Source organism: Campylobacter fetus subsp. fetus, assembly GCF_900475935.1.
Lineage (GTDB): Bacteria > Campylobacterota > Campylobacteria > Campylobacterales > Campylobacteraceae > Campylobacter > Campylobacter fetus.
In genome coordinates this window covers 410,775-434,967 of sequence record NZ_LS483431.1, presented here as the reverse complement: position 1 = coordinate 434,967, position 24,193 = coordinate 410,775, and the positions used below count along the sequence as shown (strand labels likewise).

The 24,193-nt window shown below is 33.5% G+C and carries 23 protein-coding genes; 5 read left to right on the top strand and 18 right to left on the bottom strand.

Features of this window, described 5'->3' with window-relative positions; translation table 11 throughout:
* Nucleotides 1-149 precede the first annotated feature (149 nt).
* The 5 genes from DQN38_RS02285 to DQN38_RS02265 are packed head-to-tail and all read left to right on the top strand — an operon-like array spanning nucleotide 150 to nucleotide 4,085.
* The gene (locus tag DQN38_RS02285) at nucleotides 150-575 is read left to right on the top strand and encodes a DUF1924 domain-containing protein (RefSeq protein WP_011731826.1); all 426 of its coding nucleotides are present in this window, start codon (nucleotides 150-152) and stop codon (nucleotides 573-575) included.
* A gap of 9 nt (nucleotides 576-584) precedes the next feature.
* Nucleotides 585-1,091 carry a diheme cytochrome c gene (locus tag DQN38_RS02280; protein ID WP_002848680.1) on the top strand — a complete coding sequence of 169 codons (507 nt, stop codon included), beginning with the start codon at nucleotides 585-587 and terminating at the stop codon, nucleotides 1,089-1,091.
* Entirely contained in the window at nucleotides 1,084-2,181 is a 1,098-nt protein-coding gene (locus DQN38_RS02275; RefSeq protein ID WP_057040850.1) for a cytochrome b/b6 domain-containing protein, read from the top strand. Before DQN38_RS02280 ends, DQN38_RS02275 begins: the two co-directional genes overlap by 8 nt.
* 13 nt (nucleotides 2,182-2,194) lie before the next feature.
* Nucleotides 2,195-2,863, top strand: a complete 669-nt coding sequence (locus tag DQN38_RS02270; protein WP_002848678.1) for a response regulator transcription factor — start codon at nucleotides 2,195-2,197, stop codon at nucleotides 2,861-2,863.
* Nucleotides 2,864-2,867: 4 nt separating this feature from the next.
* Nucleotides 2,868-4,085 carry a histidine kinase dimerization/phospho-acceptor domain-containing protein gene (locus tag DQN38_RS02265; protein WP_111738152.1) on the top strand — a complete coding sequence of 406 codons (1,218 nt, stop codon included), beginning with the start codon at nucleotides 2,868-2,870 and terminating at the stop codon, nucleotides 4,083-4,085.
* A gap of 90 nt (nucleotides 4,086-4,175) precedes the next feature.
* On the opposite strand, the gene DQN38_RS02260 is transcribed toward DQN38_RS02265, so the two are convergent.
* From DQN38_RS02260 to DQN38_RS02175, 18 genes are all read right to left on the bottom strand, one after another.
* A complete protein-coding gene (locus DQN38_RS02260) occupies nucleotides 4,176-4,625 on the bottom strand; it encodes a hypothetical protein (protein WP_052040223.1) in 450 nt (149 codons plus the stop codon).
* 9 nt (nucleotides 4,626-4,634) lie between these two features.
* Nucleotides 4,635-5,090 carry a nitrous oxide reductase accessory protein NosL gene (locus DQN38_RS02255; protein ID WP_002848673.1) on the bottom strand — a complete coding sequence of 152 codons (456 nt, stop codon included), beginning with the start codon at nucleotides 5,088-5,090 and terminating at the stop codon, nucleotides 4,635-4,637.
* On the bottom strand, nucleotides 5,087-5,914 hold the full coding sequence (locus DQN38_RS02250; RefSeq protein WP_024305276.1) for an ABC transporter permease: 828 nt from the start codon (nucleotides 5,912-5,914) through the stop codon (nucleotides 5,087-5,089). Before DQN38_RS02250 ends, DQN38_RS02255 begins: the two co-directional genes overlap by 4 nt.
* Nucleotides 5,911-6,564: an ATP-binding cassette domain-containing protein gene (locus tag DQN38_RS02245; RefSeq protein WP_002848671.1), complete on the bottom strand. Its 654-nt coding sequence runs from the start codon at nucleotides 6,562-6,564 to the stop codon at nucleotides 5,911-5,913. Before DQN38_RS02245 ends, DQN38_RS02250 begins: the two co-directional genes overlap by 4 nt.
* 12 nt (nucleotides 6,565-6,576) lie before the next feature.
* Nucleotides 6,577-7,473 (bottom strand): NapH/MauN family ferredoxin-type protein, encoded by an 897-nt coding sequence (locus tag DQN38_RS02240; RefSeq protein ID WP_002848670.1) that lies wholly within the window; start codon nucleotides 7,471-7,473, stop codon nucleotides 6,577-6,579.
* Between the two features lie 4 nt (nucleotides 7,474-7,477).
* Nucleotides 7,478-7,927: a c-type cytochrome gene (locus DQN38_RS02235; protein ID WP_011731822.1), complete on the bottom strand. Its 450-nt coding sequence runs from the start codon at nucleotides 7,925-7,927 to the stop codon at nucleotides 7,478-7,480.
* Nucleotides 7,924-8,472, bottom strand: coding sequence for a c-type cytochrome (locus DQN38_RS02230; RefSeq protein WP_002848668.1), 549 nt, complete (start codon nucleotides 8,470-8,472; stop codon nucleotides 7,924-7,926). The genes DQN38_RS02235 and DQN38_RS02230 overlap by 4 nt, the downstream gene beginning before the upstream one ends.
* A 2-nt stretch (nucleotides 8,473-8,474) precedes the next feature.
* A complete protein-coding gene (locus tag DQN38_RS02225) occupies nucleotides 8,475-9,149 on the bottom strand; it encodes a 4Fe-4S dicluster domain-containing protein (protein WP_002848667.1) in 675 nt (224 codons plus the stop codon).
* On the bottom strand, nucleotides 9,142-10,356 hold the full coding sequence (locus DQN38_RS02220; protein WP_065843854.1) for a nitrous oxide reductase family maturation protein NosD: 1,215 nt from the start codon (nucleotides 10,354-10,356) through the stop codon (nucleotides 9,142-9,144). Before DQN38_RS02220 ends, DQN38_RS02225 begins: the two co-directional genes overlap by 8 nt.
* Nucleotides 10,353-11,120, bottom strand: a complete 768-nt coding sequence (locus DQN38_RS02215; protein ID WP_038452948.1) for a hypothetical protein — start codon at nucleotides 11,118-11,120, stop codon at nucleotides 10,353-10,355. The genes DQN38_RS02220 and DQN38_RS02215 overlap by 4 nt, the downstream gene beginning before the upstream one ends.
* A 126-nt stretch (nucleotides 11,121-11,246) precedes the next feature.
* A complete protein-coding gene (gene nosZ / locus DQN38_RS02210; protein WP_002848664.1) occupies nucleotides 11,247-13,841 on the bottom strand; it encodes a Sec-dependent nitrous-oxide reductase in 2,595 nt (864 codons plus the stop codon).
* A gap of 41 nt (nucleotides 13,842-13,882) precedes the next feature.
* Nucleotides 13,883-14,749, bottom strand: a complete 867-nt coding sequence (locus tag DQN38_RS02205; RefSeq protein WP_011731819.1) for a hypothetical protein — start codon at nucleotides 14,747-14,749, stop codon at nucleotides 13,883-13,885.
* Between the two features lie 174 nt (nucleotides 14,750-14,923).
* On the bottom strand, nucleotides 14,924-16,723 hold the full coding sequence (locus tag DQN38_RS02200; RefSeq protein WP_065843855.1) for a dynamin family protein: 1,800 nt from the start codon (nucleotides 16,721-16,723) through the stop codon (nucleotides 14,924-14,926).
* A complete protein-coding gene (locus tag DQN38_RS02195; RefSeq protein ID WP_065843856.1) occupies nucleotides 16,717-18,795 on the bottom strand; it encodes a dynamin family protein in 2,079 nt (692 codons plus the stop codon). Before DQN38_RS02195 ends, DQN38_RS02200 begins: the two co-directional genes overlap by 7 nt.
* A gap of 149 nt (nucleotides 18,796-18,944) precedes the next feature.
* Entirely contained in the window at nucleotides 18,945-20,753 is a 1,809-nt protein-coding gene (locus tag DQN38_RS02190; RefSeq protein WP_042960428.1) for an aryl-sulfate sulfotransferase, read from the bottom strand.
* Between the two features lie 81 nt (nucleotides 20,754-20,834).
* A complete protein-coding gene (locus DQN38_RS02185) occupies nucleotides 20,835-22,625 on the bottom strand; it encodes a porin family protein (RefSeq protein WP_011731816.1) in 1,791 nt (596 codons plus the stop codon).
* Between the two features lie 167 nt (nucleotides 22,626-22,792).
* The gene (gene dsbI / locus DQN38_RS02180; protein ID WP_002848655.1) at nucleotides 22,793-23,440 is read right to left on the bottom strand and encodes a protein-disulfide oxidoreductase DsbI; all 648 of its coding nucleotides are present in this window, start codon (nucleotides 23,438-23,440) and stop codon (nucleotides 22,793-22,795) included.
* 10 nt (nucleotides 23,441-23,450) lie between these two features.
* A complete protein-coding gene (locus DQN38_RS02175) occupies nucleotides 23,451-24,140 on the bottom strand; it encodes a thiol:disulfide interchange protein DsbA/DsbL (RefSeq protein ID WP_002848653.1) in 690 nt (229 codons plus the stop codon).
* Nucleotides 24,141-24,193: the final 53 nt, after the last annotated feature.

The following is a 24,193-nucleotide window of genomic DNA, read 5'->3' as shown; positions in this document are numbered from 1 at the left end:
ACTCATGGTTTAAATTTAATCTTTTATTTTGATTTTTCAATTTTATACTATTAAATTTGTCAGCAATGTGTCAATAAATTGTATTTTTAAATCTGACAAAAGTTCTATATAATTTTAAAATAAAAATTTAATTTACAAACGGAGTTAAAATGAAAAAAATAGTTTATGCGTTAGCCTGTGCTTGTATGATGAGTGGCACGGCTATTGGAGCTGAGCTAAATACACAGATGAAAGCGTACATAGAGAGTTTAAAAGCTGAAATTTTGAAAAATGATAGGAATTTTAAGGATTTTGATGCTGATCGCGGAGAAGCGATATTTAAAACAAAAAGCATAGGGAAAAACGGTCAAAATATATCTTGTGAAAGCTGTCACGGAAGCGATCTTACAAAAAGTGCAAACAACGTATTTACGAATAAAATATTGGAGCCGCTATCGCCTAATGCAAATAGCTCAAGACTTACGGACGTAAAAGACGTGCAAAAATGGCTTAAAAGAAATTTTAAAGACGTATATCAAAGAGAAGGAACTGCACTAGAAAAAGGTGATGTTCTTTACTATATCTTATCAAAGTAAGGGTTTAAAATGAGAATTTTAATAGTCGTATGTTTGGCTTTTATAATGTTGTATGCGAAAGGTCCTAAGGGTCCCGAGGTAAGACCCGTGGATAATGATCTGTATAAAAAAGAGTGTGCTAGCTGTCATTTTGGCTATCAACCAGGATTAATGTCTAGCAAGTCATGGATATGGATAATGCAAAACTTGGAAAATCACTACGGAAGCGATGCTAGTATAGATGAGCAAAGTAGTAAAGATATACTAGCATATCTTTTATCAAATGCAAGCGAAAAAGCACTTATGTATAAAAGAAGCGTTAAGCTAACAAAATCAATGCAAAACGGAGTTTTATACAAATCTATCACGGAAATTCCATATCACATAAAAAAACATAAAAAGCTGGAAAAATGGATGATAAATCAAAAAGAGGTAAAAACTCTATCAAACTGTAGTGCATGTCATAAATACGCCGATAAAGGTATGTATGGAAAAAAAGGGATAGATATACCAAATTACGGACAATGGCGTGAATAAAAGTTATATATGGGGTTTTGGCTCGAGATTTTGTCATATAACACTTATAATAAGTTTTATTTTATCATACCTGTTTATAGAGACGGAAACTTCTTTATACTATCACGCGGTGTTTGGTATTGTGTTTGGCGTGGCAATAGCTTTTCGCGTGATTTGGGGATTTATCGGTACTAAATACTCAAAATTTAGTGATTTTAAATTTAAAGGAATAATGGAATATCTACTACCTACGTATTCACAAAAAAAGCATTATACGGGGCATAATCCGGCATCAAGTATAGCTGCTGTCGTCATTATGGTTTTGGGAACTATCGTTTTGGTATCTGGACTAATGATGTACGGTTTGAGCGAAAATAGCGGAATATTTGCGTTTTTATACACTCATTATAGTAAATTTCGGTTTGTACAAAACATACACTTCATCTCTTCAAATTTACTTTTATGGGTAGTTATAATACATATATGCGGTGCAACTATAGATAAATTTATAGATAAAAACGACGCCGTGGATTCGATGATAAGCGGATATAAAAAAACTTCAATAAACGTAAGTATAAGCATGAACAATACACAAAAAGCATTTTGTGCATTTTGGGTAGCGGCTATAGTTTGCACAGGTGCGTACTTGGCGCTTTACAAATCAAACATAGTTTTACAAAGCAGAGCTTCAAAGATAGACTACACAAATTTAAACAAAAATTTTGCTAAAGAGTGCGGAAGCTGCCATATCATATATCCTCCGTTTTTGCTGCCTCAAAAGCCGTGGGAAATAATGATGTCAAATTTAGAAAATCATTTTGGCGATGACGCGTCTATAGATGATGAAACAAATAGAAATATACTCGAGTTCTTAGTGAAAAATGCGGCTCAAAATACAGACAATAAAATAGCTTTTAATATCTTACAAAATACTCAAGACAATGAAATATCCATAACAAAATATAAATACTGGATAGATAGTCATAAAAATATAGATGAAAAAGTATTTAAATACGTAGATATAAAATCAAAATCAAACTGCGGCGCATGTCATAAAAACATAGAAAATGGTATAATTCAAAAGAGCTTGATAAATTATAAAAAATTATAGCTAAGAAGGTAAAATGAGCAACATAATGCTAATTGAAGACGACCTTGAGATGCAAGAACTCTTAAAAGATTACTTAGAAAATTACGGATTTAAAGTGCATGCTTTTGCAGATCCTAAAATCGCACTTGAAGAGCTGAAAAAAGGCGAATTCGTACTAGTTATACTTGATCTTATGTTACCAAAAATAGATGGATTTGAAGTATGCAAAATGATAAGAGTATTTAGCACCATAGCTATAATAATCTCAAGCGCGAGAGGAAATTTAGGAGATAAGGTTTTAGCTTTTGAGTATGGAGCTGATGACTACTTAGCAAAACCGTATGAGCCAAAAGAGCTAATAATAAGAATAAACGCGGTATTAAGACGAATAGTAAAGAGTGAAGAAGATGCTAAAAAGAGATTTATAGGCGAGTTTTGTATAGATGAAGAAAAGCTTGAAATTCAGATCGACAATCATATTTTAGAACTTACTAAAATAGAGTATGAAATCTTACTTTTAATGCTAAATAGCAAAGGAAAAGTAGTATCAAGAGGCGAGATAGCCGCACATATAAAAGCGGATCTAAAAGATAGAAGTATAGATATGCATATAAGCAATTTACGAAATAAAATTTTTGATGATCCAAAATACCCAAAATATATCAAATCCGTTTGGGGAATCGGTTATAAGTTTATAGGTTAAAAATATGTCAATATTTAAAAAACTAGTTATACTTCTTGTCATCAGCTTTGTGTTAATGAGTCTTTTATCATATAAAACAAATGATATAAATGATGAAAAAACCATACTTTTGTACAAAGAACGATATAAAAAAAATGCAAATGACATACTTAGCTTTTTAATGTTAGATGATACAAAAAGCCTCCTAGAAAGACTCAAAATAATGGGATTTTCGATAGTAGATAAACCAAAAGATATAAGCAAATACAAAAATATATATGAACAAAATATTAACTTAGGAGAGATGAAAATATACAAAAAAGGTGGTATTTTATATTTAGCTTTGGAGTATATGGGTAATGAGATATTTATATGCGACGAAACGCAAATATCGCAAAATAGGGAAAAAAATATATTAAATTTTATGATATATGCCGATATATTTTTACTGTTTGTGATATTTGCAGTATTTATAAAAATACTAATACCTATAAAAAATCTAGCTAAAGGTATAGAAAAATTCGGTATGGGCGACTTTTCATATAGGCTCAAAGAGGGTAAAAACGGAGATGAAATAGCACTAGTCATAAGCAAATTTAATGAAATGGCAAACTCTTTAGAAATGGTAAATAGAGCCAGAATGCAATTTTTAACAGATATAAGTCATGAGCTAAGAACACCTATATCAAAATCTAAAATCGCACTTAGTTTTTTAGAAGACGGAAAATATAAAAATATACTAAAAAACTCTGTAACTGCGATGGATAAACTAACAGATGAGCTACTACATATAGAAAGACTAAACTCAAACAATGTTCAGTTCGAGATAAAAGAGTGGAGCATAGAGAGTATACTCTTAGAAAGCTTATCAAAAATGATAATTTTAGATGAAATTTTAGATGTAGAAATGAAAAGTATATTTAACATAAATGCCGATCTAAACTATATCTCTATTGCTATAAAAAATCTTATAGATAATGCTATAAAATATAACGACTATCAAAAAGACAGTAGAATTTATATAAAATCTACTCCAAATAAACTATGCATAATAAGCAGCGGAGAAAAACTAGATAAGCCGCTTGAATTTTATACTAGCGTATTTACTAGAGATGAAAATGCAAGAAGCGGTTATGGATATGGTTTAAATCTAGTAAAAAGAGTACTTGATAAACATGGTTTTGAGCTTGCTTATGAGCATATCAATGACAAAAATATATTTTGTATAATATTTAGCATATAAAACACGCAATAATCGAAATGAAAATAAGCTAAATTCAAAAAGATAGCCGCCCTATAATACACGAGCAGCTATAAATTTTTATATAAAAATTTAGCTTTTTATATAAAAGTCAATGCTCACACCAAGCGGTTTGTCACCGCTTAAAACTTCTAGTCTATACTCCATGCGAGAGATTACACATAGACTTATAACTATATTTGCAGTGTATGAGCTGCCTTGTTTTGTAAGAGGAGCGCTTATGACTCCCATTTCCATATTTAACCCATAAATGCGAACATTTGGATCTTTTATGTTTTGCGGCAATCCCGAAATCTTTAAAGTAGTAGGAGCCATACCCACAAGAGGGCGCGGATAAAACGAGAATGTAACATTACCCAATTTAGTATCCACATCGCACTCTTCTATGTTTAAATCACACGCTATAGATGCCTCTTTTACCTGCGATTTAGGAACGGAATAATCTTTTCCCATATAATAAAGAAATGCCGCTAGCGTTCCAACTAAAATACCACCAATGAGTAAAAAAAATAAATTTTTCATACTTACTCCTTAGTTTAGATAATCGATTAGCTTTTTAGTTACATCTTTGAATTCTAAAATCTTATGACCGTGGTTGGCGCTCATAAATTCTTTAGCATCATCTAAATTCGCAAATGGTATAAGATCATCGCCGCTATTGCTCATTATACCGCTGCCAAATACGTAATATGCGGTTGCGGCGTCTATCAAAGCGTGAGTTTTAAAATCAGTTACAAGCATAGTTTTTAATGGTGAGATATGCTTGCCGGGATTCATATGAAAGTAATGAAACATAGGTTTTACCGAACTAAAAAGTATCTTTTCACCATTAGCATAAACTAAAACAGCTATAAAATCAGGATGGTTAAATACGTCTATAAATTTAATAGGACAAGTAGTATTAACGTCTTTGAAAAATGGATCGGTTTTTAAATTTTCACCGAACAAAAATGTACAAAATAGAGCTAAAAATAGAATTTTTCTCATACTAGATCCTTTTTGGTAAAGAGAATATAGCCTAAAGCTAGGCTTATAATGCCTAAAATTATAGGATAAATTATTGAATATATTATAAAGTTACCTACTCCAAAACTATCTAAAATAAAGTAAGCCGCTGCGCCTATGACAGCTAAGTTTCTATCAAATAAACTTATAGAAGCCACGCGAAATACCTCTATAGGATTTAAAAGAGCTATGGTATAAATTATGTTTTCATTTACTGCATTTTGCATCATAAGCCCGATTAAAGCTAAGTCTATAAATGCTAGTAAAAATAGCCAAAATAAAAATGAAAAGCCAAGAGCAAGCTCGCTACTTTTTATCACGCTTGATATCAAAAATCCAAATGATAAAAACACAAAGCTGAGTGCTAAAAGTAGCAAAGTATAGTAAAAAAATACCACCCATGGTATCTCTACACCTTTTAAAACAGCTATCACTAAAGAAAATATAAGAGCCAAAACTATAGGCATAAATATAGTAAATGCTCTACCTAAAGCTTTACCGAAGTAATACTCTTTAAGCGAAATAGGAAAGCTCAAAAGATATTCCAAAGCTCCGGCTTCGCGGTCTGTGCTTATGCTTCTAACTGTAGTTATTAGTATAAAAATAGGCAAAATCACAACACAAATTTGAATAAATAAAAGAAGCATTCTAGTAAGTCCGCTAAATCCCGCAACTCTTGAATCCAACACCCCAGTAACAAAAAAAGTTGCTATAAGACCCGCGAAAATAAGCAGATAAAGCAAGAACCATTTGGAACGGAACGACTCTCTCATGTCGATTTTGGCAATTAAAAGTAGGTTCTTCATCTATCTTCCTTTGATAAATCTTTTATAGAGGTTATGCGTCCTAAATCCATCTCTACGACGCATTCTACGATACCTCTTACTTCGCTTAAACGGTGCGATATAAATATTATAGTTTTTTCTTTAAATTTATCACTTAGTAAATTTAAAAAACACTCTCTAGCTTCTGGATCAAGATTTGCAGTAGGTTCATCAAACATCAGTATATCACCATTTCTAGCTAAAGCTATGGCTATTAAGATTTTTTGTTTCATACCTCCTGAGAGTTTATGAAATGGCTTTTTATCCTCTTTATCGAAATCTAAATTTAAAGCTTTTAAATAAGTTTTTATATCATCTAAATTTGATCCGCTTGAGCTTATACTATAGTCGCAAAGCTCACCTACGCTTAGCTTCAAAGGAGGCGGATTTTGCGGTACAAAACTTATATATGACAGAGCTTTTTTACGATTTTTAGCAGGATTTACACCATTTATTAGTACTTCGCCGCTATTTAACAAAATTTCACCTAAAATAGTCTTCATAAGAGTTGTTTTTCCTGCTCCGTTTTGACCTATAATGAGAACTTTTTTAGCGTCATCTATATCTAAATTTACGCAATCCAAGACACTAACTGCTCCAAATTTTTTAGTAACATTTTTTAAATTTATCAAATTTAGCCCTTTTTATAGTAGTTTTTTAAGCCTATTTTCATATGATAAAGCATCTCCATGACACACATCTATACAGCGTCCGCAAAGCGTACAATCTCCACTAACGACACTAAAGCTTCCGCCGTTTGCATCTGCATTTTTGGCTTTTGTAATCTCAAGCACCTTTGGAACTATACAAACATCCATACATACTCCGCAGTGATCGCATTTATCTTTATTCCAGCTTATTTTTATAGCTCGCATTCTAGATACTAAAGAGTAAAGAGTTCCTATCGGGCAGACGTATCTACACCAAAATCTTCTTGAGAAAAATACTTCAACTAAAAATACCAAAACAGCCCACCATATAGCAGCACTATAACCGTATATAATAAATCTTGAAACTATGCCTACTGGACTAAATATCTCAAATATAAGATATCCGCTAAGAAAACTAAGCAGCCAAAACGCTAGTAAAAACAGATATCGCATATTTGGATCAAAATGTCTAGGTTTGATAATTTTAGCTTTTACTAATTTTGCGTTTAATCTTTCGGCAAATTCTCCAAAAAAGTTGTACGGACATACAAAACTGCAAAACGCTCTACCTGCAAATATAACATAAAATGCTAGTATAGTAAGCGAACCTATCATCAAATTTATCGGAAAACTATCATGTGCTAATACTATCTGAGTAGTGATAAAAGGATCGGCTAAGTGAAATCCCATTATCCGTGATCCGGTGATATCACCTTCTAGTATTTGGATATCGGCTACATATGAAAGTACAAATAAAAGATGGGTAAATATCATTATAAAATAGCGGTAAAAGCGCATGCTTGGGCGCTTTTTACCGTTTTTATCGGTACTTATAAATGTACTTAGAAAACCAGCGTTCGCAACGGTTTGGCGTGATTCGTACTTATTCATAATCTTACTTAAATAAAGAAATTTCTTCTGCTAAAGCGGTTAAATTCTCATCGCTAACATTATCCAAAACGCCCTTCATAAGGGTATTTGGTACAAGGTTGGCTTTATAATCATGCAATCTAGCCAAAATTTCTTCTTTATTTTTTCCTGCTATACTTGGAGCTATAACTCCTTTTCCGTCTTTTGCGTGGCACGGCGCGCAGCTAGTTAAATAGAGTTTGCTTACACCATCATTTGTATTTTCTAAACTCTGTTTTAACTCTAATATCTTATTCAACTCTGCAGCGTCTGTAGCTAAGTCATTATTATTTACCGCTTTTTTCTCAGGCTGATTTTGAGTTTTCTGCGCCGCTACTTTAGCTTCTGGCTGCGCATCGCCGCTCATCAACAAATATCCCATTAAAAAAACAATAACTACACCAAAGCCTAAAGCTATACCCTTGCCTATATTCATTTCTTACTCCTAAATTGCTCATTAAATGTACTTATCTCAATCGCTAAATCCATAATCTCTTTATCGTCCATACGTTTTACAAGTTCTACCATTAAAACATTTACTTTAGTTTTTGTTTTATAAGCTTCTATCATTTTAAATATCTCATCTTGACTCTTTGTAAGAAGAGACGGTCCTATAATGCCGTTTGCATAATCATCATGACAAGCCGAACATTTAGTGATGAAGTTTTTACTTAAAGTTCCTCTTATTAAAGCTTTATTTATGCTTTGAAGAGGAGTTCTAGTCATAGCTAAAGCACCTATTGATTTTGTAGTTTCATTGTTATCATCACCGAGCCCAAATTTGACGCTCTTTTTTCCGTCTATATCATAGGTTATCCAGTTATTTTTCTCATTTACTTGATTTTCACTTTTTTTAACCACTATAGACGCGTTTTGTTCCACTACTTCATTTTTAGTCTCATTTTTATCAAATTTGTTATCTTGCTGGCTACAGCCGACTAATAGTAAAAATGCACTAGCAAATATAAGTGTTTTGTTCATTGTTATTCCTTGTAAATTTCTTCGTAAGTTCTGCCCGGTGCTATATCTATAACTTTAGCAAAGCACACCTCGCTGCATACTCCACACCCAACACAGCTTTTATCTATTTTGGGGGCTGATTTGCCCTCTATATCTATGATGCTTATCGCTCCGCTTACAGGGCATGATGAAACGCATAGATCGCACTTTTTACCAATGCTATTTTGTATAATATTTTTAGCAGCTTCTTCTCTTTCGTTATAAGCTTTTCTATCAAGCAAATGAGCGACATCGCTTTGTTCTACTGTTTTACCGAGATTCGCATAGCAGTTTTTTAAATTTACTACTACGGCTACGCCCATTTTAACGTCTTTTATACTAGTAGTATTGTGATCTAATGCACCGCTTGGACAAGATAATACGCAAGGAAACAAATCACATAGATAACAGCCTCTTTTAGCAGGATCTATGTAAGCTGAGGCTAAATTTATTCCATCATCAATACCCAAAAGCTCTATACTATGATATGGGCAAACCTGCACACACTGTCCGCACTTTATACATAGAGACTCAAAGTGTTTTACGCTTCCAGGAGGTCTTAGGTGATTTCTTGCTTCATATCCTCTTAACAGATATCCAGCTGCAGCACTACAGGCTAAAGTAGCTAAACTAAATATAGTAAAGTTTCGTCTATTCATGATATGCTCTTTTTATTCTTGGATTTTCATCTGTTATGAGAAGCTCCGGACTTGAAAACGGTGCTAAACGAGCTATAAAATTTAAAATACTTATAACAGAACTACCGTAAAAAAATCTTAAATTAGGATGATACTGCCATAGCGAGTCTAAATACGTATAGTTTTGATATGGTAAATCTCCTATACCGTCTTTATTTCTATCAAAACCTTCATAATCGTCAAAATAGTTTTTATTCCACTCGTTTTTGGCTATTTTAGATCCCGGAGTATCATTTATAGCGACTTCCATATTGCCTATAAAGTCATTTTCTAAAAATATACTTTTATGTTGAGTAGCATGAAACTGCACTCCAACCGTGTTGTATAAAATTTTATTATTTTCAAATTTATTTATCGTTCCTGGTTGAAACGGCGACTGATCAAGATATAATCCTCTTGCGTTATAAGATAAAATATTATTTTGTATTACAAAATCGCTCGTATCTTTCATACCAATACCAACTCCAAATGCTCCAGTTGAGTTTAGAACCTGATTATTTCTTACAAGAGATCCAGATGAGAACATAAAAAATATTCCGACTGAATTTAGTTTAAAAATGTTATCTTCAACTAAATTTTTTCCTGCATACATAAAATGAAGAGAATATCTACCCTCTTCTCCTATATTTTTTCTAATTTCGTTGTTGCTTGAGTACCAAATAACCATATCTCTACTTTTTAATATATGGTTGTTCTCTACTATATTGTCATGACTATACCAAAGTCTTATAGCATCGCCTCTAAGTCCTAAATCAACGTTTTTTGAAGTTATAAAATTATCTTTTATCACAGAAGCGTTACACTGCTTAAAGTTTATGCCAAACAAAGAGTCGCTTATGTGATTGCCGATAATGTTTATCTCATTTGCTTGATCACAGCTAATAGCCGAATCTAAAGTCGTATGAGAATCGCCGCTACCTTGGATATTTAAATTTAAAAGAGAGACGTTAGAACTCATAATCTTTATAATATCTCCTTTTTCATCTCCTTGAATAACTGCTTTATTTTTACCGTCTATCGTTATGGCTTTATTTATTATGATATTTCCGGTATATTTGGCATCTCCAAGCTCGATTATATCCCCTGGATTTGCGCTATCGATAGCATCTTGTAGAGGATTTGCCAAACTTGCTTGGATAATCAATAAAAATAAGCAGAGTTTTTTCACGAATCAGCCTTAGATTTCAGATATTTTTTCTTTGAAAATATAGCCAATATACAAAATATACTCATAGCCATCATGACCCAAAAACCGATAGTAGGATATGAATGGGTAGTGAATTGAGCTACTTTACCGTCTCCTAAGGCTGTTGGCATAAACGGTTTTATCTTAAATGCGCCCCACTCTTGCATATTGTGCCCATACCAGTAAAGCCAACCTACAAATGCGCTCATAAATAGAACCGGAGCTATGATAGTCGGTATAAGTAAAAGAGAGTTTCCTTTGCCATCGTAATATAAATATAAAAGCATAAATATAGTCGCAACCAACAGATAATACGGAGCTATAGCTCTTTCTGTATTTCCGCCGTGTTCCATAGGATACATTCCGATATAGTGATTTATGGTATTCATCTCATGAACGTCACCGCTATATCCATCTACGTGAAAATACACGGGAATTCCATCCGGAAAAGCCTCTTTTGGATAGTTTGGAGCTTCTAGCGAAACATACCAGATAGGAAGACTTGGAACACCTATTTCTGATCTATTTTCTATCATTTTTCTTAAATCTTTTTTTATATCATCAGGCATAAGATGATTTTTATACTGAAAACTTGAGTAAAAATTATATATAGGATATACATACGAAGGAAGTGCTTTTTCTTCTTTTATCTTAGCCCCCATTCCATGATATGCAATAACTGGAATAGTAAATCCGACAGTCATTAAAATAAGCGCCAGTATAGTATAAATTTGATACCTTTTCATCTCATTTCCTTTAGTTTGTTTTTTAAATTTGCTTTTAAATTTAATAATCTAGCCTATTAAATTTAAAAGCAAAGACGAGCAAAGCTCGCCTTTGCAAAAATCCGATTTTGGATTACATCAACTAGACTAATTAAGTCCTGCATTCTCATCGATCCATTTTAGGTACTCGATGATATCTTTGATCTCTTGATCGGTCATATGTTGATTTGGCATTCTTAGATTAAAGTAATTAATCATAGCTTTTACGTAGTCTTCTTCGTATTTGCTAGCTGGATTTTTGATAAAATCAAATACCCATTGCTCAGCATTATCATGTCTTAGTAAAACGCCTGTTAGATCCGGGCCTGAACTTACTTGACCGATAACGTGACAACCGTTACATCCGCCTTTTAAGTATGCTTCTTCACCGCGAGCTTGAACTTTACTCATAGGAGTTGCAAGAGCTTTTGTAAGGTTGTTTTTAGCCCTTAAACCAACATCGGCTGTTTTTACCATGTATTGCCATACTTGGTATTCCCAAAGGATAGCGCCATTTACATCACCTGCTTTATAAGCAGCATCAGCTTTGGCTTTAACTTCAGGTATTTTTCCGTATTGATCAAGTGCATCTTCAACAAGTTGTTTAACTTTTGGATATTTCTCGAAGTGTTTTTCTTTTAAGAATGTAACAACACTTTGGATAACATCGTCAGTTGCTTTATTTGTTGCTATAACTTTTTTATATTCAGCTTCTAATTGCTCTTTTGTAAGCTCTTTAAGTTTTGCTTTTTTAACTGATTCATACTTCTTGTTTGGATCTTTTACATACATATAACCCATCATCTCAAGGTGAAGAGCTGAACAGAACTCGGTACAATAGTAAGGGAAAACACCTTCCATATCGGCTACAAAGCTAACGCTTGCAGTTTTACCTGGTTCTATAGAAGCATGTACGTTATAAAGATCTATAGCAAATCCGTGAGTCTCATCTTGAGCACGCTCTAAGTTTGTTAGATAGATAGTAACGTTATCGCCTTTATTTAATTCTATATGCTCTGGGTTGATATGGCTTCTTATCATTGTAGCATATACGGTTACGTTTTTACCGTTTCTTTCTATTCTCTCTTGTCCAGCTAGAGTCATACCGACTGATTGCTCACCGGTTCTTGAGTTTGTACCCATTTTGTATGTCATAGCAGGTTTTAGTTTGCTAGCTGCTATAGATACAACATCGTGAGGTTCACCTAGTGGAATCGGCATATCGTATATTAGCTCCATTTTAGGACCTGTTATATCGATAAGTTGGTGATTTTGTGGATGAAGAGGACCGACCGGATTAAATCTGTCTATTGAAAGTTTATCAAGCGCTAAAGCATATTTGCCTATAGGTTTTGCTGATTTACCTTCCATAGTGTCAAGGTGACCTATGTTATAGTGTACATTTACTCTGTCTAGAACTTTTAAATTTTTATAATCCCATTTTACGATTTGACTATCAACATACAATGATGTATAGATGATACCGTCTTTTTCTTCAAATGTATTATGAAGTGGTCCAAGACCAAGTTCTACTTGTCCGTGAAGAGCCTTTTTCATATCAAGAATAGGAATACCAAAAGGATCTTTGCCTGCAAAGTCTTTTTTGTCAATCAAATTTTTGATTTTTCTGAAGTCATAAACACTAGCGTGAGTATCTAGCTTACCGCCGACTACTATATATCTACCATCAGGAGTTACATCTACACCGTGTGGAGATTTTGGCTCAGGAATTAAAAATAGAGCATTGTTTGCAACTGCAACACTAATAGGAATAACTTTATGATCATTTATAATTGTATAATTTTTTGGATCTTGTACAAGTTTTTCTAATGCTTGCCAGTTATAAACGTGCATATAGTCAGTATCATTTCTACTCATACCAGCCTCAAACGGAGGAAGACCTTTTTCGATACCGCCTGTATACATCTCTGAGTTAAAGCTGTTTGTGAAGCCCCAGCCCATAGACTCGCCTTTACCTGCATCGCTTAAGTCTTGCATGTATGGAGGAAGTTCAAGTGAGAATGATTTTTTCTCATCTATTTTACCTTTTGGATAATCAAATTTCCAAAATGTAACAGCACCTCTATAAACCGCCTCATATTCCTCTATCGGGTGATAGTTATTATCAAGCGGAGCTGCATATTGGCTAGCTTCGATAACATACTCGGTATTTGGAGTAACAAAGCTACCGCCGTGCTCACTTTTCATGATAGGATTTACTACGATTTGAGTTGTCTCAAAGTCGTGCAAGCTGATAACAGCCATTCTAGGGTTGGCTTTATCATTTATAAATAGATAATCACCCACGTATTCGCCGTTTTTCTCAGTGAAATTCGGGTGGTGAGTATCTCCCCAGCTTATCTCTTTGCCTCTGATAGCTCCGCTTTTTAGTATAGCTTTGCTTTCATTGTCATATCCGTATCCTTGCCAAGGCTCTGGAGTAAATACGCCGATATATTTGTAAATCCTCATAGATGGGACACCATAAACTATAACCTGTCCGCTTTGTCCGCCAGATGAAAAAACGATGAACTCATCTTTACGACCACTTGGCTGATAAGTTTTAGCTGCCGCTAGAACATCTTTTTCGCTCAAGTTTCGCTCTTTCATGATAGTTTCAAGCTCACTTGCACCAAAAACAGATGACAAGCTAAGACAGATGCCAGCCGTAAGTACAAACGGAGTTTTCAAAAAACTACTCATAAGGCTCTCCTTTTTAAAAATTTTGTATCAAATTTGGATACCTAGTTAATTTTGCAGCTATAAACCCTAGAATCCCATAGAAGAACTACTAGACCTAGATTTTTATCTATAAACATATCCCGAATTGTATCGCTGCTGGTTTTCATTTTATTTTTAAACTTAAAGTTTAAATCATAAATATATATATCGCCTTTATCATCACCAAATATCATAGAATCACCACTTACTAATATCTTTGTAAGTGCGCCTTTTGATATCTCGTAAGTCTTGCCTTCAAAATAAGCATTTCCGTTTATCAAACCGACTACTGGTTTGTTATTTATCAGATCAAAAGATGTTATAAGGCTTGGAGTCTTAAAAAGCTTTTTTAATTTTAAATTTAATGTATCTAGCTCGTAAAAGCTCCTATCGTAACAGGCAAAATAAAAAATATCATTCATAAATTTAGAAAACATAACTTTGGAACTATTGTCAATATTAGTTTTTTTATATATTTTATTTATCTTATCATATATAACTACGCTTTCATTGCCGATAACAAACGCCAATTTATCTTTAAATTTAGCGATGGAAGAAACCGGCTTATACAAAGAAGTTTTATTAGGATTTATAATCGCCTCTTCATATCCATTTAAATATATACTATAAGCAAAACCGTTTTTAAACCCTGCTATAATCTCATTTTCACTCAAAATAACAGATGTTAAAGAGCGCGGATCGTACTCTTTATCAAGAGTAGTTTTTAAACTCGGCAAACTTTTTAATAGTAGTTTTTTTCCATCGTAATAAACTATTTTATCCTCACTACTAGAAGTAAAGACTATATCATTACTAGTATTTTGAACAATTTTGCACTCGGCAAAAGAAAAAGAAAAAAAGAAACAAATAATAAAAATTATTTTAATCATAATGCAATCTTTATTTAACATAATTTTTATATTATATCATTTTTTGCCTGTTTTGTGGTTGATTTTAGTCATTTAAACTTATAATTTTTAAATTTATTGTAAAAAAAATAAGTTAAGTTTATAGTTTAATAAAAAAGTGCCTAAAAGAATACGCACATTAACTAAAAAGCGTATTTAAAAATAAAATTTAATTTCTAACTCTTTTAAATTTAAAGCATAACGCTCTTTTAGAGCAGAAATATATTTCAAATTTTCATCTTTTATGTCTTTAAAATTACCAATTAGTTCATTTATAAATTTAGATATAAAAGTGCTGCTTCCTATAAAGTCATTCTCAAACTCATAATAACTAAGATTTGTAAGCAGACGCTCATTTATCTCACTTAATTGCGGATAATAAAGGCTAAAAGCAATAGGATCGCTCTCATAGTCATCGCTTGCTTTTTGGCACTTTTGCTCTATAAAAGATACGCTTAGCTTAACTGCATTTTGATAATTTTGAGTAACTTTTATAAAAACTCTTTCAAAAAATAGTCCAAGCTTTGCATACTTATCAAAAAGCGACTTCTCAAACTCATTCAAAAACAGCGCATAAACTTCACTGCTAAACTTTCTAATATCTGCAAATAATACATCAGAATGCAAAGAATCACTTTTTCTTAAGCTCTCATATTTTGCTTTATAGACTAAAACCTCATCTTTCAATTCATCAAAAACAGCGGACAAATCGGCAATAATTTTGCTTTGAAATTCACCCAGATCGCGCTTAAATTTTTTAAAAACCTTATTTAGTTTATCATCGTTATAAATGAGTTTAGAAAGAACTTCATCGCCTTGTAACATAACTCTTTCGTATTGTATTTTTTCATAACTATCTTTGTGAAAGATACCGTTTTTAGGTCTAAAATATGACTTTTTTTCACTTTTCAAACAGCCATTTATCTCGCTTGCTATAAGAGCCGCATTTTGTTTAATAGTTTCAAAAAATAGTCCGAATTTATCTAAATACTCTTTTTCAAGGCATCTAAGCTTAGAGTCGCAGCTTATACAAAAATCGTCAAAAATATCTCCCAACTCATCTAAAATAGCTATAAATTTCTCATTTTGCGCCCTGTTTGAATCAAGTATTTTAGAGCATTCAGATATTATAAACTGTTCTTTATTTTCATTTAATCTATCTATAAATTTAAAAACCTGCTCAAAACCGCTATCTTTAGAACCCTCTTTTTGCATCTTCGCAGATACCGGAAGTATATCGCTAAAATAATTTTCATATGTAGTTTTAGAATGGCTAAGTACATTTTGTATCTCGCTTGAGCTAAGTTTATCTTTTTGATTTAGAAGACAAATCGCATTTTGTCTTAGCGAATTTGGTATAAGATTTAGCTCGTCTAACTCACTTTTTCTTGCTGCATTATCTATAAGACTTATCCATATGAGCGCTACTGCTTCTTTTAAAATTTGCTTTGTTTCATACGTATCGGCGTCGCTTCTTGAGTTAAGACCAGGAGTATCTATGAAACTAACTTTTTTTAAAATCTCGTTTGGAGCGTAGATATTAAGACATTTAACATCTTTTAAGCTAACTCTTTGATCCACAAAAGCTCCAAGCTCATCGATACTATGATACTCCTGTCTTCCATCAAAGAAAAGAGCTTTTAGCATAAGATTCGGCGCGTACTTTATATATGTAGGTTTTGCTGTGACAGGAACAACTCCAGTAGGTAGTATATCGCTTCCTAAAAGAGCATTTAAAAAGCTGGATTTTCCACTGCTAAACTGCCCTACTACGGCCACTATAGGCGGTTCATAATTTAATGAGTTTAAAAAATTCAATCTATCAAATAAAAATCCGCTAGGATGAAACTTAGGCTCAGTTAAAAGTTTATAGAATTTTTCAAATTCCCCTTTAAAACCGGGATTAAAACTAGTATCGTATAGTCTTTTATACTCTTTTATAAATTCTTTTAACACGCAATTATCCTATTATGAATTTCTTCTAAATTTAATAACTTTTCTTCTATATCTTTTCTAAGCAACTCTTTAGCGTTACTTTCTTGCATAGTTTCTCCTATAAAACTTTGTAGTTCACTTTTTTTTAACTCTAAAGCCATTTTCATCTGCGTCGTCTGTTTTTCTATGCTATTTATAAACTCATTTGTACAAAGAGATGCTAGCCTATTTAGCTCGTTTTTCAAATTTAACCCGGCTATAAAATCATCAAAAAGTTTAATTAAAGTCGAACTTAGAGTTTCGATATTTTGGCTACTTTTAATGCTATCTTTTACTTGAGTTTTCAGTTTTTCATAAGATATTTTCGGCATATTTGCGTCTAAATACTCTTTGATATTTGGTAAATTTATAATTTCATCTTTGGTATTTAATTTTAGCTTTAAAATCTCGTAAAACGACTCTATATCTTTACTTATTTTATGTTTAAAATCCCTAAAAAAGTCTATAAACATATCTCTAAATCCACTTTCTAATATAACATTCGTTCTATCAAAATCAACTTTTTGCTTTTTGGAGTTTGCATACTTAACATCGCTTACTATTCTATCTTTTAGCCTAGAAGATATACTTTTTAAGGTACTAAACTCGTTTAAGTTACTATAATCAAGATTTTTATTTAAATTATCAAGTTCGCTATTTATCTCGCTTAAATTGAAATTTAATTTTTCTAGCTCATTTTCAAGTAAAGCGAGTTTTTGGCCGAACTCTTTAGCATCGCCGTTTATCACGCTATTGCGATATTTTAGATCTTTTGTTATAAAATTAATTATATGAGTTAGCTCTTTTTTATAATTATCTATTATAAGGGTCGCTTTTTTTGAATTTGGGCCAAAGAAGCTCTCATAAAGATAGTTTTTTAATTCGTCTATACCTTCATTTTGCACCGCTGATACCATAAAATACTGTGTATCTCTAGCAAGCTCTTCACTAAATCCATAATCGTTAAGCTCTGTTTTTATGCTATTTTTTGTGTAGTTTAAAACCTCTTTTAAATCATTTTTACTAAGTTTATCAATATGAGTTAGCACTATAATAAGTCCGCCGCTTTTACCGTTTTTAAGAGTATTTATTATAAAACTTATATCTTTTTTTGTAGCACTTTGAGACGCGTTCATAAGATGCAAAGTAAAATCGCTCTCTTGCATATATGCTTTTGTAAGTTCCTCTCTAAGCACAACGGCATCATCAAGTCCTGGAGTATCTACTATATTTATTCCGTCTTTTAAAATATCTAAATCAATACCTAAAATGACCTCTTTTACATATCTGCTTATCTCGTTTGCTGCGGTAGTATAGTTTTTTAGCTCACCTATATCTACTTTTTTTGAAATAAGTTTTTTTGGCTCCAGTCCCATTTTAATCAGCTCATCTTCGCTCCAAAATACAACCTTTGCAAACTCATCTTTACTGTATGTAATGATGCTTAAATTTGCGGTTTCTGGAATATTCGAAGCGCCAAGCAGCTGTTTTTTCATAAGAGCGTTAAGAGTACTTGACTTTCCTGCATTTATAACTCCGGTAACAGCTAGGTAAAATTTCGAATTATTTGCACTATCGTAAGCCAAATTTATGCGTTTTTCAAGCTCTTTGTAGCCGTATTTTTTCAAATCTAAACAAATTTCGTTTAATGTTTCTAAGTTCTTGTGAAAAGCTGAGCCTTGTTTATCTAAAGATCGCTTTTTAGCTAATCTCAAAGAGTCTAGAAACTGGGTTATGCGTTTAAAATCACTAAAAGATATAATATCGTTTTTAGCCAACTCTTCTAAAGATTTTTTTGTACTATCAAAATCTATCTCAAGGCTAGAAATACCGTTTAAAACCGCAATTTGCATAAGCTGAACGCTATACTCGTTAAGATCTAGCTCAAGTCTTTTAAATATCTCTTTAAAACTAACAAGAGTTAAGTATCTATCATAATTTTTCGGCGAAACACAGAGCAAAATAGCAGCTTCATCGCTAGAAACTACTCTTTTATAATCGTTCTTTATATAGAGTTTAGATATACCCCAAATTTGACTTAAAAAATCACCCACAAAACGACCTTTTGATTTAATTTATACTAATTTTATCATATTTAAATTTAAAAAATGCAGAAAATATGTTTTTAAGGTATAAATTTAAAAAATAGATTAAACATCTTAGATGAACAAGCTCTTCTAAGATGTTTTTTGTAAGTAAATAGCTATTTGCTAAAAGCTTCTTTCGTACTGATAGGAAGCGCTCTATAGCCTATGGTTAAGCCCATATTCGTAAATTTCATCTCTACACCGACTTTTTGCGTACCGTAATCTATCTCATTTATGATAGGCTCTGTTTTTCCTATTTTTTGTAGCATTTTTCCAAGTCCTGCAGTAGCAGAATACACAAACATAGAATCTTTATCTTTTTGATACTCTACAACTGAAGTTATCGGGCTGTACCAGTCAAATCCACGGTCTTTACCGTATTCCCATACTTGTTTGACGGTCATTTTTTTCTCATCTATAGCGTACTCGACTGCGCGGCTATACTTCATAGTAGGAATGGCTGGTTGTTCGTTATGTCTTGCATCGCCGTTATCAAACACACTTAGAGCATACTTGCTTTTATCACTTTTTTCGTTTATTTTATAAGCGGTATGTTGAGTCCAAGTAAAGTCAAAATCGCTGTTTTCGCAAACTCCGTTGTCGTCACAATCTAACTTTTTACCGCTCTTATCTACAGGAGTTAAAAGCTTAGTAGCAAGCTCTTTGTTCCAGCCTGCTTTTGGAGCTAGTATCCATTTTACTTTTTTATCGCGAGTGATTTTTACAACCGCACTTTGGTGACGTACTGAAACTACTATGCTATCATCGTTTGGATCGTAATTTACACTATTTACGTGAGCCCAGTTTCTACCTGCGCCGACTCCTGCTATATCGCCAAAAGCCGCATTTGGATCTTCAAGAGCTTCTTTATCGGTTGTAGTTCCTGCTTTGCTCGCATCTACGTTTAAGCAAACCGCGCCTTGATCAAGAGCTAAGATATTGACGTCTCTATAAGGATCAAGTATTTTATAAAGTTTCCACTCATCTATTACGTTGCCACTCTCATCTACTTCTATGATCACGTCTCTTACTGTTCTTACGTTTTTACCGTCGCTTCTTTTTTGATCGCTACTTGCAACGCGCATAAGTATATGACCGTTTGGCATCTCTTCTATATGGTGAGAAAAATCTATATAACCAGCAGGAAGTTTTCTATCATAAATTTGTCTTCCTAAAAGATCATACTTCATATATCTTTGACCCATTCCCCAAAGAAGCGAGCCGTCTTTGGTTTGGCTAAAGCCCATCATATTACCTTTTTTATAGATATTATCAGGATCTCTTATCTCGTCTGCTTTCATATACCATCTCACATCACCATTTGCATCCACTATCCAGTTGTACGGCTCATTATCCCATTCCATAGCGCCGCCTACCGGATGATTCCAAACTGCTTGTCCGCTATCAGGAGTGCTGGCTCTGACGATATGATTTATAAAATAAAGCCTATCTTTAAATTTAGGATCCATCTTTACTACTTCTGCTTTAGGAAGTACGCTTGTTTGATTTGTTCCTGTTACGTTCATAAAAACAGGAGGCGCGTATATGCTATAAGTCTCGCTCATAGCCTCACCGTTTCTTTTATATGAAACCTCTACTTTATTTACATAATCTGCGTAAAGTCCAAATACCGGAATTCCACCGTGAGTTAGAAGCTGTGAATTTGAAACGTCGTAGCTTATATCTATACCTTTTTCGCCTTTTGCTTTTACCGTAACTTTAGCGTCGCTCAAGTCATATCCGCCATTTAAAATTACCGCAGTAAGAGGAGCCATTTTATACGGATTCATTTTTACCGCGCCTATCTTTCCTACTGATTTATAAGTGACCGGACCGCTAGCTCCGCCAACGCCTAAAGCATTCGTAGCGCCAACGCCTAAAAGTAGTCCGGCTACTAAAATCGAACTTAATATTTTTGTTTTCATCTCTTCTCCTTTAAAGATTTTAAAGTATTTTATCTACGTGTTGTCACATATCTCTTACATCAAAATTAAAATAAATTAAATTTAAAAACTAGCGTTAAAACTCATAAAAACAGTTCTACCTGGTGCTTTTATAGCAAAACTCGGAGTTATGACGTCTAAATGATTTGGATTTATAAACTCACTGTAGTCTTCATCGAAAATATTTGCTATGCCAAATCTCACGCCGAATCTGTTTTTTATGTTGATTCCGCTATACAGATCAACGGTCGCAAAAGCTTTTGCGCTATCTTTTAGATCGCTTCCAAGTCCTATGCTTTTATCCCAATCGCCTCTGCTTTGAGCTCCGACCCATCTTAAAGCCGAACCTACGCTCCACTGCCCAAAATGCGTATTTTGCTTATAATCCAAATTTGTATTAAACTCTATAGGGCGAATTTGATAAAGCGGTCTATCGTCTGATCTATTTTGACCATAGTGATAAGTCAGGCTTGATTTTATACTAAGATTATCGATGACGTCAAACTTTACCCAACCTTTTGCATTTAGATAATCAGCATTAACATTTCTTCTAATGATCGTTCCATCAAGAGTTGCATCACTTGAGCGTAGCCTATCGTAGATCACGAGATCTTCTATGCTATCATAAGTAAAGCTAAAGCCTGCGTTATCATTATAACTGCTACTGATCTGAGCTAGGTTGTGCCTTGATGATTTTAAATTTGGCGCTCCTATATTGTATAAATAAGGAGATGAGTTTGGCATATAGTTATAAACATTTAGCGAATTATACAAGTACGGAGCAACGTATAAGCTTGCAAGTTGCAAATAAGACTTATATCCGTTATTTTTGTAATCATACCTTAACTTTGCGCTAAGTCCACTATAGTCGTTATCTCTCATTCTTTCACCGTAAATTCTCTCATACTCGTCATTTAGACTTTTACCGTTTGATACTTTGGAGTTTAGCTTACTCGCGTCACTGTAAAACCAGTCGTAATTTAATCCCAAACTAAGTGCGTGAGACTCGCTAAGCTCATAGATAAACGTGTTATAAACTCTATAATTATCTATATCAAGCCCCGGAAATCCCCAGCCCGTTATAGTTCCGTTTGCAAGGCGTCTGTATCCATCTTCGGTTTTAGATTTGTAGCTCACGCCTACAAAGTTTTGCATATCATTAAGTTTATAAGCGTACTCGCCTAAAAACGAGTAAGTGGCTGTTTTGCTATCGAATTTGACCATATTTGGTAGACGTTTGTATTCGTTACTTCTATAACGCTTGATCTCGCCGTAACTAAAACCTAAATTTAGAGTATTTGAGTTGTCTTGTTCGCCTATTTTTACTTTTAGATTATTTAAATATCTCGTGTTTCTAATCGTTTCTAAAGCGTTTGACGGAAGCAAATCGTCTATGATCTCATCTCTTATAAAAGTGTAGTTTAAACTAAAATTATCTTTTGGTCTAAGTTTTATACCGAAATCTTGAGCATTTCTTTCATATCCTACGCCTTGATATTTGCCGTTTCCGCCTTTATAATCTCCAAGATTATGATAATACGTCCCGATATGTGCGTCCGCGTTGTCTGTTTTTATATCGTAAGTAGCTGCCCCCGAGTAGCTTTTACCTATAAAACCGCCACTTATATGCAGAGCATCTCTGTTTTTATCGATCACATCATTAGCGTAATAATAGCTTTGGCGCTGAGTAAAATCGAAGTTATTTTCTATCGCCGGATTTAAAATAGACCGGTTTGTAAGCGGCTTTGGAAGTCCAAACGGCTTTATCCTCCAAGCGACGTCCGGATCTGCTAAATTTTTCGCACAAGCTAAGCTAAATCCACAAACAACCGCTATGGCAATGATTTTTTTCATTATTTCTCCTTTTGAATAAATTTATCATATTATAAAGAGAAAGTCTTTCTAAAACATCACTTAGAACTTAAAAAATTATAAAGTAGTATATTTTAAATTTAAAAGGAGAAAAGCCCGAATTTACGGGCTTATAAAATGTAGTAAATGAATTTAGACAGATAAATTTATTATGCTCTTTTTAATTTTAAAATCCAGCAAATAAACATAGCAAAAAGAAGTATGAAAGCAACAGCGTAAGCTATAAAGCAAGCTTGTGCCATGTTCATAAACTTAAGCGAAGGGATAAGATACCAACCCTCGCTATAAAAATCCACAAACCATTGTTGAAGCCATGAAAGGCTCACGTCATCAGGAACTATAGGATTATCATATCCGCAATCCCCGGTCGGTTTAAACCAATCAGGCGCCCACATATCAAGCGGAAGTCCAAAAGGAAAACTAGGCTCGGCTGAGCAGCCTTGTACGCCAAAAGGATCTTCGCTATGAACTGCGTGATGTATAGAGTTTAGCTTTATACAATACATCATTCCTATAATGGCTCCATAAAATCCCAAAACATATCCGATAATTTTTAGGATAATATTTTTAGGATTTATAGCGGCAATCACGCCGCCAAGAGCCATAACAAGCATAGAAAACCTTATATAAACGCACTGTTCGCAAGGCGCCATATAGACATAGTTTTGAAACAAACTATGAGCGACTATAACTAGTCCGCTCATAGCCACGACCATAATTATCCAAATAGCCCTTTCATCTTGCAAAGAGGCTACTTTGCCTATCGGATCACTTTTTAAGTCCTTGAAAAACTCCATTTTAACGACCTTATTTTAATGTATGTAGGTATTTTATAAGTTCAGCCATAGCGTCTATACCTTTGATAGCTTTTGTATAGATAAGATATTTTCCATCTACGACAAACGCAGGAACGCCTTGGATCTTTGCTACACCATACGCATATCCGCTATTTGCGTCCATTCCCCATCTCTCAAGCATAGCTTTTACTTTTTCATCTTTCAATCCGGCTTCTAAATCAGCTTTATTTATACCAGAAGCTTCAAATCCTACGCTTAAAAATGCATTTACGTTTTCTTGATTATTAGCATCTCCGCCCCATCTCTCTTTTTTGTCGTGGTAGGCTTTATAGTATGCGAATTTAGCTTTTTTAAATAGTGATTTATCGTCTAATAAATTTGTTCCTGAAGCGTTATCCTTAGCTATCAAAACCGCAAAAAGCTCACTGGCTTGCTTGCCGAATTTACCTTTTGTGGCAAGATGCATAGGCTCGAATTTCATCTCGGGTAGTTTTTGCATAACCGCTTTTGTGACCGCTTTGTCATATTTATAGCAAAACGGACAATCATAACTATAAACTTTCGTAACTAAACCATCGGAGTTTGGAATAGGTGTTTCTAACTTTACAAAATCCACTCCCTCGCTAAACGCAGCTGCATTTATAGCACCGAAAACCGCGGCGGCGGCTATACATTTTTTAATTAATAAATTAACTCTCATTTTGAATCCTTTGTTTTAAATTTAATGAAATTATACATTTGACCTCTAACCAA